The organism is Methylobacterium sp. NPDC080182 (genome assembly GCF_050281105.1).
Classification (GTDB): domain Bacteria; phylum Pseudomonadota; class Alphaproteobacteria; order Rhizobiales; family Beijerinckiaceae; genus Methylobacterium.
This window is the reverse complement of sequence record NZ_JBNNWO010000015.1, coordinates 121,236-134,497: the sequence shown is the minus strand read 5'-3', so window position 1 is coordinate 134,497 and position 13,262 is coordinate 121,236. Positions and strand designations below refer to the sequence as shown.

11 protein-coding genes are annotated in these 13,262 nt (G+C 72.9%); 4 read left to right on the top strand and 7 right to left on the bottom strand.

Features of this window, described 5'->3' with window-relative positions; all coding sequences use genetic code 11:
- Positions 1-22: 22 nt before the first annotated feature.
- The 4 genes from ACQKQD_RS24830 to ACQKQD_RS24815 all read right to left on the bottom strand — a co-directional run bounded on the left by ACQKQD_RS24830 (position 23) and on the right by ACQKQD_RS24815 (position 4,872).
- Positions 23-1,288, bottom strand: a complete 1,266-nt coding sequence (locus ACQKQD_RS24830; RefSeq protein ID WP_427509837.1) for a Zn-dependent hydrolase — start codon at positions 1,286-1,288, stop codon at positions 23-25.
- Between the two features lie 117 nt (positions 1,289-1,405).
- Positions 1,406-1,867 carry a tellurite resistance TerB family protein gene (locus ACQKQD_RS24825; protein ID WP_427509836.1) on the bottom strand — a complete coding sequence of 154 codons (462 nt, stop codon included), beginning with the start codon at positions 1,865-1,867 and terminating at the stop codon, positions 1,406-1,408.
- Between the two features lie 230 nt (positions 1,868-2,097).
- Positions 2,098-3,264, bottom strand: a complete 1,167-nt coding sequence (locus ACQKQD_RS24820) for a carboxylate-amine ligase (protein ID WP_427509835.1) — start codon at positions 3,262-3,264, stop codon at positions 2,098-2,100.
- A 90-nt stretch (positions 3,265-3,354) separates the two neighbouring features.
- Complete coding sequence (locus ACQKQD_RS24815) at positions 3,355-4,872, bottom strand: CHAD domain-containing protein (RefSeq protein ID WP_427509834.1); 1,518 nt, start codon at positions 4,870-4,872, stop codon at positions 3,355-3,357.
- Positions 4,873-5,247: 375 nt separating this feature from the next.
- On the opposite strand from ACQKQD_RS24815, the gene selB reads away from it, so the two are divergent.
- Positions 5,248-7,185 carry a selenocysteine-specific translation elongation factor gene (gene selB, locus ACQKQD_RS24810; protein ID WP_244526959.1) on the top strand — a complete coding sequence of 646 codons (1,938 nt, stop codon included), beginning with the start codon at positions 5,248-5,250 and terminating at the stop codon, positions 7,183-7,185.
- An 86-nt stretch (positions 7,186-7,271) separates the two neighbouring features.
- On the opposite strand, the gene ACQKQD_RS24805 is transcribed toward selB, so the two are convergent.
- The 3 genes from ACQKQD_RS24805 to ACQKQD_RS24795 form a co-directional block, all read right to left on the bottom strand.
- Positions 7,272-7,571 carry a hypothetical protein gene (locus tag ACQKQD_RS24805; RefSeq protein ID WP_091680741.1) on the bottom strand — a complete coding sequence of 100 codons (300 nt, stop codon included), beginning with the start codon at positions 7,569-7,571 and terminating at the stop codon, positions 7,272-7,274.
- A gap of 98 nt (positions 7,572-7,669) precedes the next feature.
- On the bottom strand, positions 7,670-7,948 hold the full coding sequence (locus ACQKQD_RS24800; RefSeq protein WP_427509833.1) for an MSMEG_0570 family nitrogen starvation response protein: 279 nt from the start codon (positions 7,946-7,948) through the stop codon (positions 7,670-7,672).
- A complete protein-coding gene (locus tag ACQKQD_RS24795) occupies positions 7,941-9,167 on the bottom strand; it encodes an MSMEG_0565 family glycosyltransferase (RefSeq protein ID WP_427509832.1) in 1,227 nt (408 codons plus the stop codon). Before ACQKQD_RS24795 ends, ACQKQD_RS24800 begins: the two co-directional genes overlap by 8 nt.
- A gap of 332 nt (positions 9,168-9,499) precedes the next feature.
- Between ACQKQD_RS24795 and ACQKQD_RS24790 the strand changes: the two genes are divergently transcribed.
- The 3 genes from ACQKQD_RS24790 (at position 9,500) to ACQKQD_RS24780 (ending at position 13,120) form a co-directional block, all read left to right on the top strand.
- Positions 9,500-10,309, top strand: coding sequence for an SGNH/GDSL hydrolase family protein (locus ACQKQD_RS24790; RefSeq protein WP_042669649.1), 810 nt, complete (start codon positions 9,500-9,502; stop codon positions 10,307-10,309).
- A gap of 124 nt (positions 10,310-10,433) precedes the next feature.
- Positions 10,434-10,961 (top strand): ATP-dependent protease subunit HslV, encoded by a 528-nt coding sequence (hslV, locus tag ACQKQD_RS24785; protein WP_020094598.1) that lies wholly within the window; start codon positions 10,434-10,436, stop codon positions 10,959-10,961.
- A gap of 470 nt (positions 10,962-11,431) precedes the next feature.
- The gene (locus ACQKQD_RS24780; RefSeq protein ID WP_020094599.1) at positions 11,432-13,120 is read left to right on the top strand and encodes a methyl-accepting chemotaxis protein; all 1,689 of its coding nucleotides are present in this window, start codon (positions 11,432-11,434) and stop codon (positions 13,118-13,120) included.
- Positions 13,121-13,262 lie beyond the last annotated feature (142 nt).

Sequence of the window (13,262 nt, the reverse complement as noted above, 5' to 3'; positions counted from 1 at the left end):
GGCGCCGTCCCGGCGGGAAGCCTCAGGCGCGCGGCGCGTTGGCGAGGCGGAGCACCGTCTGCAGCAGGACGTCGGCGCCGGCGGCGCAGTCGGCCTGCGTGGCCGATTCCGACTCGTTGTGGCTGACGCCGTCCTTGCACGGCACGAAGATCATCGCCGCCGGGACCTTCGCGGCGAGGTTGCAGGCGTCGTGGCCGGCGCCCGAGATGATCCGGCGGCGCGGATGCCCCAGGCTCTCGGCGGACGCGTCGATCGCCGCCACGATCGCGGGGTCGAACGGCACCGGCTCCTTCCGCCAGATCCGTGTCAGCGCGATCTCCAGATGGCGCCGCGCCGCGATCTCGGCGGCCGCCTCGCCGAGCGTCGCCTCCATCGCGTCGAGGGTCTCGGAGCGCGGGTCGCGCACGTCCACCGTGAAGGCGACCCGGCCCGGCACGACGTTGCGGGAGGGCGCCAGGATCGCGGCCTCGCCGATCGTCGCCACCGCGGAGGGCGCGTGGCCCAGCGCGATCCGCTCGGCGGCCAGGGCGAATTCCGAGAGCGCGAGCAGCGCGTCGCGGCGGCGCGGCATCGGCGTCGTCCCGGCGTGGCTCTCGAAGCCGGTGATCACGCCGTCGAACCACATGATGCCCTGGCCGCCCTCGACCACGCCGATGGTCTTGCCCTCGGCCTCCAGGATCGGCCCCTGCTCGATGTGCAACTCGACGAAGGCGCCGATCTCCCGCGTGCCGACGGCCTCCACCCCGCGGTAGCCGATGGCGTCGAGGGCCTCCGCCACCGTGGTGCCGGCGGCGTCGCGCTTGGCCAGGATCTCGTCCGTGGTGAAGTCGCCCGCGTAGGCCGCCGAGGCCATCATGGCGGGGGCGAAGCGCGAGCCCTCCTCGTTGGTCCAGTTGACCACGAGGAGCGGTGCCTCGGTCTCGATGCCGGCATCGTTCAGGCTGCGCATCACCTCGAGCCCCGCCAGCACGCCGAGGACCCCGTCGAACTTGCCGCCGGTCGGCTGGGTGTCGAGGTGCGAGCCGAAGGCGATCGGCTTGCGGCCCATGTCGCGGCCCGGCCGCAGGGCGTACTGCGTGCCGAGCGCGTCGACCGACACGGTGAGCCCGGCCGCCTCGCAGGCCTCCCGGAACCAGTCGCGGACCTGACCGTCCTCGGCCGAGAGCGTCAGGCGGTTGATGCCGCCGGCCGGCGTGCCGCCGAATTCCGCGGTCTCCAGGATCGTCGCCCAGAGGCGCGCTCCGTCGGCGCGCAGGTTGTGGGTCTTGCTGAGGCTCATCTCGGCCATGACGGTTCCTTTCACGGCGGGTCGCCGTGCGACGCTGACGTTATAGGCGGGCGCGGCCGACTTGGCAGCGCTCCCACCATGCCCACCCGAGAGCAACCGCGGTGCCAACTGGGCCGGTCAGGCCAGCGGGCGCCGCACCGGGTTGGCGCGCAGCAGCGCGATCGCGTCGACCCGGAGGGCGACGGCGATCTCGCCGAGGGCGCCCGCCTCGATGTTGCTGATCCCGTCCTGGTCGGCGACGTCCGCGGCGATCAGGAAGACGTTCTCGCGCTGGGCCGCGGGCCGCTCGGCGACCGCCGCGACGTGGCGCAGGTTTTCGGCCCGGCCGAGGCGGGTGCGAGCCCGGGCGATGCCCTCGTAGAGCTCCGTCTCCAGCATGAGCGCGTCGTAGCCCTTCATCAGGACCGGGTCGGCCTTCAGGCCATGCAGGGCGGCGTCGAATTCGGGGCCCGCGACCTCGCCGTCGGTCACGATGACGTTGGCGGCGGCCGAGACCGCCGCGAGCATCAACGCCTTGTCGCCGGCATAGGCCGTCACGGTACGGCCGACATGGCCGAAGAGGTCGCGCAGGAGGCTCATTCCGGAGGGTCGGCCGCGGAGTCGGGGTGGCTGCTGGGACGCGAGGGATAGCAGAGGACGGCACGGAGGGAACCCGTCGCCGCGCGACCGGCCATAAAGGCGCGCGGTACCGGCGGCCAGACATCCTTCGGCAACATGGCCATGCGACTCATACGGCCGACCGCGTCCTCGAGCGCGGCCGACGGAACGCGGCCTCGACGATCCCCCCTCAGCCGGTTCCGCGCCCGTCGTCACGCCGCCGGAGCGATGTTCGGGTGCCCCCCAGGCCCGGACCTCGAGCCGGCGGCGGTCTCCGCCGCGAGATGATCGACCACCGCCGACAGAGCCGCGCGCTCTCGCGCGCCCGACCGGCGCGCGGCCGCGAACACGCCCATCTGCCGGTCGGCGCTGGTCCCCTCCGCCACGATCCGCGCCGCGTGCCCGCAGGCGGCGGCGCAGCCCAGCGCCTCGGCATCCTCGGCGATGTCGGCGAGGAGGGTCTCGACCAGCGCGGAGACCGGCACCGTCCGGACCTGCGCCTCGTCGATGAGCGTCGCGCGCACGCCGTCGCACTCGGCCCGCCAGAGATTCTCCATGACGAAGCCGCGGGAGGCGGCGGTCAGGCCGGCATTGAGCCGCTTGTCCCGAACCACCCGGCGCACGAGGCACCGGAACAGCGCGGCGATGCACAGCGCGTCGTCGAGGCGCGTGCAGCTGTCGGCGACACGCAGTTCGAGGGTCGGGTACTTCAGCGACGCACGCACGTGCCACCAGAGATAGCTGGCATCCGCGATGGCGCCCGAGCGGGTCATCACGTCGATGTAGCGGGCGTAGTCGTCGGCATCGGCGAACAGCTCGGGCACGCCCGTGCGCGGCAGCTCGGCGTAGGCGCGCATCCGGTAGCCGGCGAGGCCGGTCTGCTGCCCCTGCCAGAACGGCGAGCCGGTGGAGAGCGCGAGCAAGACCGGCAGGTAGGGCAGCAGCCGGTTGATCAGCCCGATCCGCGCCTCGGGGTCCGGGACCTCCACGTGGACGTGAAGGCCGCAGACGAGGTTGCGCCGGCCGAGCATCCGGAGGTCGGCCATGATCCCGTGATAGCGGGCCTTGTCGGTGGGGCGCTGGTCGCGCCACCGGGCGATCGGATGCGTGCCCGCGGCGAAGGTCAGGATCCCGCGCTCGGCGCCGATCTCCGCGAGGCTGCCGCGCAGATCCGCGAGATGCCCCCGCGCCTCGGCGAGATCGGCGGTCGGCGGCGAGGCCACCTCAACCTGGCACTGGAGCTGCTCGCGCTCGGCGTCGTCGAGGCGGGCCCGCACGGCGGCGTGGAAGGCCCGTAGTCCGGCCCGCGGCGTGCCGCGCGTGCGCGCATCGGCCAGGAAGAACTCCTCCTCGATGCCGAACCTGTAGGCGTGGGCCATCCGCGCTCCCTGCCCCGGACGGGCCGATCCGCGTCCGGCGAACGCCGCCGCACCGGCCGGGTTCCGACCGGGCCGGCAGCGCGAGAAGCCTCAGCGCCAAAAGGGCTTGACGTCGAGGAGCTCGGACCGTGCGTCCGCGGCCGCGTCGAGCAATTTCTGTGCCCCCGGATCGTCGGGACCCGGCATCGGCGGTCCCGACAGGCTCTCGGTCATCGACCGGGCCGTCTCCAGGTCGTTGAGCGCGCCGAGATGGTCCTGCAGGTCGGAGAGCGCGGCGCCGAACTTCTCCTGCCGGCGGACCGCCTTCTTCTTCCGGTAGAGACCGGCGAAGAACTCCGCGCCGTAGCGGAGCTTCTTGGCGGCGATCCGCGCCCGGTGCCGCGTGTGCGGATCGAGGTGCCGGAGGCCGCGCCCGCGCTTCTTGAGGCGCGCGCGCGCCTTGTCCAGCACCTGCGCGGCGAAGTGGCGCCCGTCGACGGCCGCGTCGGGGCCGGCGGCCCAGGAGCCCGCCTCGACCCAGCCGGCGAAGTCGATGACGAGCGCGCGCCATTGCGAGCTCTCGAGGGTCTCCGAGACCGCGTCGTACGCGGTGGCGCGCTCCGCCTCGGCGCGCGCGCGCAGGGCGTCCAGGCCGGGCTCGTCGGGGCGCTGTTCCGCGAGATCCGGCAGCGTGTCGCTCAGAAATACGTCGAGGTTGCGGGCGTGGCCGAAGGGCTCGGTGACGCGCTTGATCTCGTCGTTGAAGCCGGCCGCCCGGGGATCGCTCTCCAGCATGGGCCCGAACAGCGACAGCGCCGAGCGCAGGCGGCGCAGGGAGACGCGGATCTGGTGGAGCGCCTCGGGCGGGCGGCCGCCTTCCAGGAAGGCGGTCTCGTTGAGGCGCATGTGGCGCAGGCAGGCGCGCGCCACCCGGCGGAAGACCTCCCCGGCGCTCGCGCCCTCGGGCAGATCCACGGACTCGGCCTTCACGACGCCGGGCTCGATCCCGTCGAGGAGCGCGTAGCCGACGGCGCTCTTGGCTTTCACGCCGAGGCGCAGCGGCACGGTCTCGGCCAACTCCCGCGCCAGCGCGAACAGGTCGGCCGGATCGCCGGACTGGAGTTCCAGCTCGACCTCGCAGAGCGGCGCGACGCCCGAGTCGGTCTCGACACGGCCCTCGTCGAGGGTGACGAGCACGCGGGACTCGCCCTGCGCGACCGGGATCTCCCGGCGCTGCACCACGGTGGCGAACAGCCGCTCCAGCGGCGCGTCGGCCTCGCGCAGGACCGGCCCGGCGGCCGTGTCGGCCCAGGCCGCGGGCTCCGGCGCCTGCCCGGCGATCTCGCTCTCCCACTCGGCCCGGTCGAACAGGCCAACGCCGCCGCTCCCGGCCTTCACGGTCTGGATATGGCGGTCGCCCTTGGCGCGGACGCGCAGGGTCAGGCCGTTCTTCCGGAGCGCGCGATCGGGCGTGTCGTAGTAGGTCGTCACCAGGGATTCGGGCTCGGTCGCCGACGCGTCCTTCAACCGGGGATGGGACGCGAGCGCCGTCAGATCCGGCCCGGCGCAGTCGAGCTTCAGCTCGACCTCGCGGGGCTCCGCCGCGGCGTGGCTATCGGTGTCGCTCATACGCTCCTCTTCGTCGCCTGCCCCGGCTAACGAGCCAGGGATGGGCTCCGGTTGCATCGCATCCTGCGTCGCATCTCGCGGAACCGGCATCGGGGCGTGACCGTCCGACGCACCCGCGGCAGCAAAGGCGGCGGCGCCGCCGTCGTCAAGCTGGGACGGGACCGGTCGCCCGCGGCGGATGGATGCTGCGCTGCGTTAAAATCGCGCTTTCCCAAAACGGCACGGCGTGGCAAGACAAATTGTCCACAATCCATCTGCCTCGCAGCCCCGGCCCCGACCGCCCGGAGGCGCACACGGCGCCGCGACGCGCCGGCGCGGCGGATTCCCCTTCGAGCGAGCGGTGCGCCCCTTGTGGACGGCGGCGCCGCGGAGAAGATGCGGTCGGTGGCTGCTTTGAAGACACTCCTCGTCGGCGTGATCGGGCACGTCGATCACGGCAAGACGGCGCTCGTCCGCGCGCTCACCGGCGTCGAGACCGACCGGCTCAAGGAAGAGCGCGCCCGCGGCGTGTCCATCGTGCCGGGCTTCGCGCTGCTGACCGCCGCGCAGGGCGAGATCGACCTCGTCGACCTGCCGGGCCACGAGCGGTTCGTCCGCGCCATGATCTCCGGCGCCACCGGCATGCGGGCCGTTCTGCTGGCGGTCGACGCCCACGAGGGCATCAAGCCGCAGACGGTGGAGCATCTCGAGATCGCCGCCCTCATTGGCGTGCGCCGCGGTGTCCTGGCGCTGACCAAGGCGGACCTCGCGACGCCCGAGACCGTGGCCGCGCGCGCCGCCGAGATCGCCGCAGCGGCCGCCCGGGCCGGGATCGAGGCCGGCCCGGTCATCGCCACCTCGACCGTGACGGGCGACGGCCTGCCGGAGCTCGCCGCCGCCCTCTCGGCGCTGGTGGCGGAGACGGAACCGGTCCGCGACGACGGCTTCCCCTACCTTCCGGTCGACCGGGTCTTCTCCCGGCCGGGCTTCGGCACCGTCGTGACCGGGACGCTGCGACGCGGGCCGCTCGCGGTCGGCGACACCGTCGAGATCGCCCCCGGCGGCCGCACCGCCACGGTGCGCGGCCTGCAGATCCACGGGCGCGCAGTCGAGCGCGCCGAGCCGGGGCGCCGCACGGCGGTCGCCCTGCGCGGCATCGACCTCGACCAGATCGCCCGTGGGCAGGCGCTGTCGCTGCCGGGCCTGCTCGCGCAGAGCCCGTGGCTCGACGTGGCGATCACCGCGGCCGCGAGTCTGCCGGATGCTCTGGCGGGCGGCACGGCCTGCCGCCTGCTGTTCGGCACCACAGAGGTCGAGGCGCGGCTGCGGCTGCTCGACCGCGACGCCCTGGAGCCGGGCGCCAGTACCCAGGCGCAGCTCCACCTCGGCGAGCCGGTGGCGGTGCCGGCGCGGGAGCCCTTCGTGCTGCGGCTCGATTCGCCCTCCGTCACGGTGGCGGGCGGCCGGATCCTCGACCCGGCGAGCCGCCGCCGCCGGCGCCACGATCCCCGGGTCATGGCCGACCTCGCCGCCCTGGCGGCGGGCGGTCCCGCCGAGTCGATCACGGTCCGCCTCGGGCAGCTCGGCGCGGCCGGGGCACCGCTGAACGAGCTCGCCCGGATCGCCGGTATCGCGCCGGACCGCGCCCGGCAGGCGCTCTCCGAAGACGGTGCCCGCGCGATCGGCGACCGCTTCGTCGGGGCCGCGGCCTTCGAAGCGCTGCGCACCGGCACGCTGGCCGCCCTGGCACACCATCACCGCGACTACCCGATGGAGCACGGCATCGCCCTGGAGCGCCTGTCCCGCGCCCTGGCGCTGCCCGAGGCGGTGACCGGCGCGGTCCTGCGCGACCTCGCGGCGGCCGGCTGCGTCGCCCAGGCGGGCGCCCTGTGGCGACGGGCCGAGTTCGACCCCGCGCGGAACGAGAGCGAGGCCGCCCGCCGGCTGGAGCAGGTCTTCCGCCGCGCCGGCCTCAGCCCGCCCGACGAGGCCGAGGCCATCGGCCGGGACGTGCGCCGCCGCGAGGCGCTGACCTACCTCGTGGGAGCCGGCACGGTGATCCGCGCCGTCGACAGGGTGCAGCGCCGCGCCGTGCTGTTCCACCGGGAAGCGGTGGCCGCTGCCAAGAGCCGCCTGATCGACGCCTTCCCGACGGCGCGGACGGCGGAGACCGGATTCCTGGCCCGCGAGGCCGGCGCGACCCTGGGAATTTCGCGCAAGTTCTCGATCCCGCTGCTGGAGCACCTCGACGCCACGGGATTCACCCGCCGGGCCGGGGATCGTCGGGTGATCGTCGCCCTCGAACCCGGTCGGGCGGTCCCGGACGCCGGCTGACGCGGCGCGCTGGCTCCGCCGGCGTCCCGCACTTCACCCCCCCTCTTCCACGCTCGAGAAACGCGGCAGCGCGATCGGGAACGGTGCTAGTCGTCCACACCCAACCAGTCACCGCGTCCGGGCTCGTAGCAGGTGTACCCGATCAGGCAGTTCGGGTTGTCGCGGGTCGGCCGAAAGGCGCGCCGCGCGATCTCGGTGGGCTCGCAGAACGAGCGGTCGCGGACGAACCGGTCGTAGGTCATGCCGCCGGTCCCGAGGACGAGCGCTCCGCGGGCCTGGATGAGGCGGATCGTCTGCTGGCAGGTCATCGCCGTGGTGGACGGCCGCGTCTGCGCCGCCGCGGGCGACGCGGCCAGCACCAGCACTGCCGCAATCCGGGTCATCATCGCCTGGGCCTCCGCGCGCCGTGGGTCCTGCGGACAACCCGGCGCGCTGCTCGTCCGCGCCGCGTCGCCTCGCCGCACGGCGATACCGCGGGCCCTTATCAGTCCTCGAAGGCCTCGACGTGGACCGTCCCGGGCTCCTGCCGGCGGGCGCCTTCCTCGATCCGGTCGATCTGCGCCTGCGCGCGGCCGCACGGGAACCCGTAGCGGGCGCGGACGCGCTCGCTGGCGATGCCCAGGGCCAGCCGGGTCAGGGCGACGAACTCGTCGAGCGGGTAGTCCTGCCCGACCGCGAGGTGGTCCTTGATCACCAGCGACGGCGAGTAGCAGGCCTCGCGCGTCCCGTCCGGCCACCGGATATGGAAGCGCATCTCAGGCATCGCGCGGGACCCGCAGCGTGTTCCAGGCCGCCGACCCCGTGGCCGCAGCCATCAACGGCGCGTCCCCGGGCGCGAGTTCCGCGTAGGTCGGCAGGTGGCGCGCCGCGCAGGCGTCCCAGACATGCGCCCGGGCGACCTCCCGGCCGGCATTGCGCAGCCGCGCCCGCCGGCTCGGCTCCAGGCTCGCCCGCATGGCCGACGCGATGGCGTCGGTGTCGTCCGGGTTCACCGACAGGGCTTCGCCGGGGGCGATATACTCGGTGAAGGGCGGCCGGCCCGACACGATCACCGGCGTTCCGCTGGCCATCGCCTCCAGAACGCACAGGCCGTAGCTCTCCGCGAGGGATGGAGAGACCAGGGTGTCGGCGAGGCGGTAGAGGCCCGGCATGTCCGCCTGCGCCACGGCGCCGGTTCGGATCACCGGCAGCCCGGGCCCGACCTCGAGCCCCTCGCGCTCGAGCGTGGCGCAGCACCGGGCCTCGTAGCCGGCCTGATCGAGGGGCGGCGCGCCGCCGGCCACGACGAGTTGCGCGTCGGGGCAGGTCCGGCGCAGGGCCGCGAAGGCCTCGATGATCGCCAGCGTGTTCCTGCGCGCCTCGAAGCCGCCGACGCTGAGGAAGACCGGGCCGCCGCCGAGGCCGAGGCGGCGGCGGAGCGCGTCGTCCTCCGGCCCGGGATCGGGCGTGAAGGTCGCCCCGTCGACGCCCGTGCCGACCACGTCGGCCCGGGCGCCGTACTCGGCCGCCAGCGTCGCCGCCCAGGTCCGGCTGACGCAGAGCAGGCGCCCGGCATCGAGGATCGCCCGCTCCTCCCACTGCGCGAGCCGCGGATCCGTGAACGTGTCGATCCGGTGGACCGTGCGCACGAAGCCCGGGATGAGGCGGCGCCGGGTCAGTGTGGCGAGCGCGTTGCCGCTGATCCGGCACTGGGCGTGGAAGACGTCGAAGTCGCAGGCGGCGGGCGTCGAGAAGTGCGCCAGGTAGTCGGCGATCCGGGCGCCGACCAGCGCGGCGGCCGGTCCCGCGACCGGCTTGGCCGCGACCGAGATCACCGGACACTGCGCCGCGCGGAAGAAGCCGCCGCCGGTCGGGTCGGGCGCGTGGACCACCGCCTCGTGGCCGAGCCTGCCCAGGGCCTCCCCGAGAGCCAGAGCGTGGACCACGCCGCCGCGCGGGTCGGTCGAGTGCGTGAGGATCGCGATGCGCAAGCGGTCGACCATGGGACGGCTCACGGAGCCCCGCGGCCGGTCGGGGAAGCGCCGCGGCCCCGACCGCGCGCTCCGCCGCCCTGTCGGAGACGCGTCGGAGCGTGTTCTGCATGGTTCATGCCGACTCGACGTCGGGCGTGCGGGTGCCGCGACGCCAGCGTCGCTGGGGTCGACCCGCCGCGCAGATGTTGCCGGGAATCCTCGGGCAAAAGCGCGCCTCCCCACTCATGCCTAATTTTGCGTTACGAATTCAGTGCGTTTTCAAACTCTGCCCGGAACCGCTCTTTTCAGGGCCCTGTGTCAGATTGTATCTACCGCTCACGAGAGCCGGAGCCGTCGGTCCCGTGTCCAAGACGCTGAACACTGTCTTCCCCGCCCGCAGGATGCTGCGCCGCCTGGGCTTGTTGGGCGCCCTCTTGGTCCTTCCGACGGCGGTCCTCGCCTACGCGGACCTGCTGCCCGAATCCCTGGACATGCTGGGCTTCGACCTGGGCGACAGCCCGGACCTGCCCCACGTCGCCCGCCAGATCGCCATCGGCGCCCCGCTCAAGATCGTCGCCTTCGGGTCGTCCTCGACGGAGGGCGTGGGCGCGTCGACCCCGGCCAACGCCTACCCGGCCCGCCTGCAGATCGACCTGCGCAAGAAGCTTCACGGGATGGACGTGGCGGTCATCAACCGCGGCATCGGCGGCGAGCACGTCGACGACATGCTGGCGCGCCTCGACCGCGACGTGATCGCGGCCGAGCCCCAGCTCGTCATCTGGCAGACGGGCAGCAACGACCCGCTGCGCGGCGTGTCGCTCGACCATTTCCGCGAGGCCACCGTGTCGGCGATCCGCCGGATCCGGGACGCCGGCATCGACGTGGTGCTGATGGAGCCGCAATGGTGCCCGAAGCTCGAATCCACGCCGGGCGCCTCGCGCTTCCGCGACGCGGTGCGCAGCATCGGCGACGAGCTCGACGTGCCGGTGATCCGCCGGGCCGACCTGATGCACGGCTGGGTGCGCGAGGGTAAGCTGACGACCAAGCAGCTCTTCGCCGCCGACGGCCTGCACATGGCCGACCGCGGCTACGCGCTCCTGGCCGAGGCCGCCGCGCAGTCGATCCTGCAGGATGCCGGCCCGGTGCGCAGCCCCGAGGCGGTCGCCGAGTAGGCGCGCGATCCCGGCACCGGCTGGACTCGGCCGGCGAAGCTCCCCATCTCGGCGCGATCGAGAGCGGAGCCGAATCTTGAGCCAGGACGCATTCAGGTACGACGACCGGGGCGCCGTCCCCCAGATGCACGCGACCACGATCCTGATGGTCCGCAAGGGCGGCCGCGTCGTCATCGGCGGCGACGGTCAGGTCAGCCTCGGCCAGACCATCGTGAAGGGGAACGCCCGCAAGGTCCGGCGCCTCGCCAAGGGCGCGGTGATCGGCGGCTTCGCCGGCGCCACCGCGGACGCGTTCACGCTGTTCGAGCGCCTCGAAGCCAAGCTGGAGCAGTATCCCGGTCAGCTGACCCGGGCCTGCGTGGAACTCACGAAAGATTGGCGGACGGACCGCTACCTGCGCCGGCTCGAGGCGATGATGCTCGTCGCCGACCGCGAGGTCAGCCTGCTCCTGTCGGGCTCGGGCGACGTGCTGGAGCCCGAGAGCGGCGTCATGGCCATCGGGTCTGGCGGCAATTACGCCCTGGCGGCCGCCCGCGCGCTGGAGGACGGCGACCTCGACGCCGAGGCGATCGTGCGGCGGGCCATGACGATCGCCGCCGAGATCTGCGTCTACACCAACGGAAACCTCGTCATTGAGGCGCTGGATACCTGAGACCCGGCCGGGCAGAGCCGGGCTCGCCGGCTCTGCCGCCGTCGCCGCGCGCTCGATCGCACACGGTGTGCCCGCGTCGCCCGGATCCCGTCGCGGTCGCACGCGCATCGGCGCGGGGTCTGCCCGGCTGAAAGCGGGTCATCACAGCTTCCGCGCGAAACGCGCCGCGGGCGAATACGCTACGGCGCCGGTCTTCGCATCCTGCAAACCTTCCTCGAAGCCGCGCACGAATCGTAGCGCCGCAACGAAATCCGGCCCGGCGCCTCTTATCTCAGGTTGTACTCGCCGACGACAACAGTGCGCGGGACGATCACCGACGCTCGATTGCTGACAGCAGGTTTTCAACCGCCGTTCAACCGGGTTCATCCGGGCGATACAGCCCGCTGTAAGACAAAATTTACAGCGTATAATTTATCACAACCGCCAGGGAACCAAATCCGAATTCCCGAATGGGGCCCTGGGGACTAACTATGCGCTCGATCAACGATGTCCGGATCGTAACGAAGCTGACTGCCGCATTCGGCAGCTTGGCGGCGGTCACGGTGGGGATCAGCGCCATCGGATACAGTCACCTGTCTTCGATCGAGCGCGTCAATCATCTCACGGAGCACTCCTATCAGGTCATCTCCGCCCTCGACGGCCTCACGCAGGCGATGGTCAATCAGGAGACCGGCCTGCGCGGTTACCTGATCGCGGGCGATCCGAAATTCCTGGAGCCGCTCCGCGCCGGCCAGAAGTCCTTCAAGGTGTCCCTGGAGAGCGCCAAGTCGCTCACCGCCGACAACGCCGCCCAGCAGGCGCGCCTGGAGGCCGTGCGCGGCTCGGCGGAGACGTGGTCGAACGATATCGCCGCCAAGGAGATGGCCCTCGTCGAGGCGGGGAACCTCGACAAGGCCCGGCAGATCGAGGCGAGCGGCGCCGGCAAGGCGTCCATGGATGCCCTGCGCGCCAAGATCGGCGAGGCCGAGAAAGCGGAGCGCGACCTCCTCGCCGCCCGAAGCGACGAGCAGGCGCGCTCCTTCGGCGCCGCCTACCTCGCGAGCCTGCTCGGCAGCGTCGCCAGCGTCGTCATCGCGGGGCTGCTGGCCTTCCTCGTCTTCGCCATGCTGACCCGCCCCCTCGGCCGCCTCGTGGCCGTGCTGCAGCGCATGGCCCGCGGCGAGATCGAGGCCGAGATCAAGGAGGCCGCCCGCGGCGACGAGATCGGCGCGGTCGGGCGTGCCGTGGACGGGATCAAGGCGATGGTCGCCAAGAAGGCCGCGGAGGAGGCCGAGATGAAGCGGATCGCCGACGCGGCCGCCGCGGCCGAGCGGCGCCGGACCATGATCGAACTCGCCGACAGCTTCGATCGCGCGGTCGGCGGCATCGTCGGCATGGTCTCGTCCTCGGCCACCGAGCTGCAGGCGACCGCCCGGACCATGTCGGCGACGGCGTCCCAGACCTCGAGCCAGTCGAACACGGTCGCGGCGGCCGCCGAGGAGGCCGCCTCCAACGTCAACACCGTCGCGGCCGCGGCCGAGGAACTCGGCTCCTCGGTGCAGGAGATCGGCCGGCAGGTGGACGGCTCGGCGCATCTGGCGCAGCGGGCCGTCTCCGACGCCGATCAGACCGGCGCGCTCGTCCAGGAACTGAGCAATTCCGTGTCGCGGATCGGCGACGTGGTCGGGTTGATCTCCAACATCGCCGGCCAAACCAATTTGCTGGCCCTCAACGCCACCATCGAGGCGGCCCGCGCCGGGGCCGCCGGCAAGGGATTCGCGGTCGTCGCCTCCGAGGTGAAGGCCCTGGCCGAGCAGACTGCCAAGGCGACGCACGAGATCTCCGGCCAGATCGCGCAGATCCAGGCCTCGACCGGGCAGGCGGTGACGTCGATCGCCGGCATCACCGACCGGATCCGCGAGATCAGCGGCGTCGCCACCTCGATCGCCGCCGCGGTCGAGGAACAGGGTGCGGCGACCCAGGAGATCGTCCGCAACGTCGCGCAGGCGGCCGTCGGCGCCGGCGAGGTCACGAGCAACATCTCCGGCGTCGCCGGCGCGGCCGAGGAGACCGGCGTCGCCGCCGGCCAGGTCCTCGACGCGGCCTCGGAGCTGTCGCGGCAATCCGAGCACCTGACTGCTGAGGTCAGCCGCTTCCTCGACACCGTCCGAGCGGCCTGACCGGGTCGGGCGCGGCAGGCGCCGCGCCCCCCTCCAGCATCAGGCCACCGCTCAGAGGCGAGACAAATAATTCCAGATCAGCTCAGTTTACGACGTCTTGACGAATAACCGGCATTTTGACGCCAATCGCGCCTCGACGGTC

What these genes read in the sequence shown, in the direction of transcription:
- ACQKQD_RS24830 (WP_427509837.1), bottom strand. Translation starts at nt 1,288, where the DNA reads ATGGCCGAGATGAGCCTCAGCAAGACCCACAACCTGCGCGCCGACGGA.
- ACQKQD_RS24825 (WP_427509836.1), bottom strand. Translation starts at nt 1,867, where the DNA reads ATGAGCCTCCTGCGCGACCTCTTCGGCCATGTCGGCCGTACCGTGACG.
- ACQKQD_RS24820 (WP_427509835.1), bottom strand. Translation starts at nt 3,264, where the DNA reads ATGGCCCACGCCTACAGGTTCGGCATCGAGGAGGAGTTCTTCCTGGCC.
- ACQKQD_RS24815 (WP_427509834.1), bottom strand. Translation starts at nt 4,872, where the DNA reads ATGAGCGACACCGATAGCCACGCCGCGGCGGAGCCCCGCGAGGTCGAG.
- selB (WP_244526959.1), top strand. Translation starts at nt 5,248, where the DNA reads ATGCGGTCGGTGGCTGCTTTGAAGACACTCCTCGTCGGCGTGATCGGG.
- ACQKQD_RS24805 (WP_091680741.1), bottom strand. Translation starts at nt 7,571, where the DNA reads ATGATGACCCGGATTGCGGCAGTGCTGGTGCTGGCCGCGTCGCCCGCG.
- ACQKQD_RS24800 (WP_427509833.1), bottom strand. Translation starts at nt 7,948, where the DNA reads ATGCCTGAGATGCGCTTCCATATCCGGTGGCCGGACGGGACGCGCGAG.
- ACQKQD_RS24795 (WP_427509832.1), bottom strand. Translation starts at nt 9,167, where the DNA reads ATGGTCGACCGCTTGCGCATCGCGATCCTCACGCACTCGACCGACCCG.
- hslV (WP_020094598.1), top strand. Translation starts at nt 10,434, where the DNA reads ATGCACGCGACCACGATCCTGATGGTCCGCAAGGGCGGCCGCGTCGTC.
- ACQKQD_RS24780 (WP_020094599.1), top strand. Translation starts at nt 11,432, where the DNA reads ATGCGCTCGATCAACGATGTCCGGATCGTAACGAAGCTGACTGCCGCA.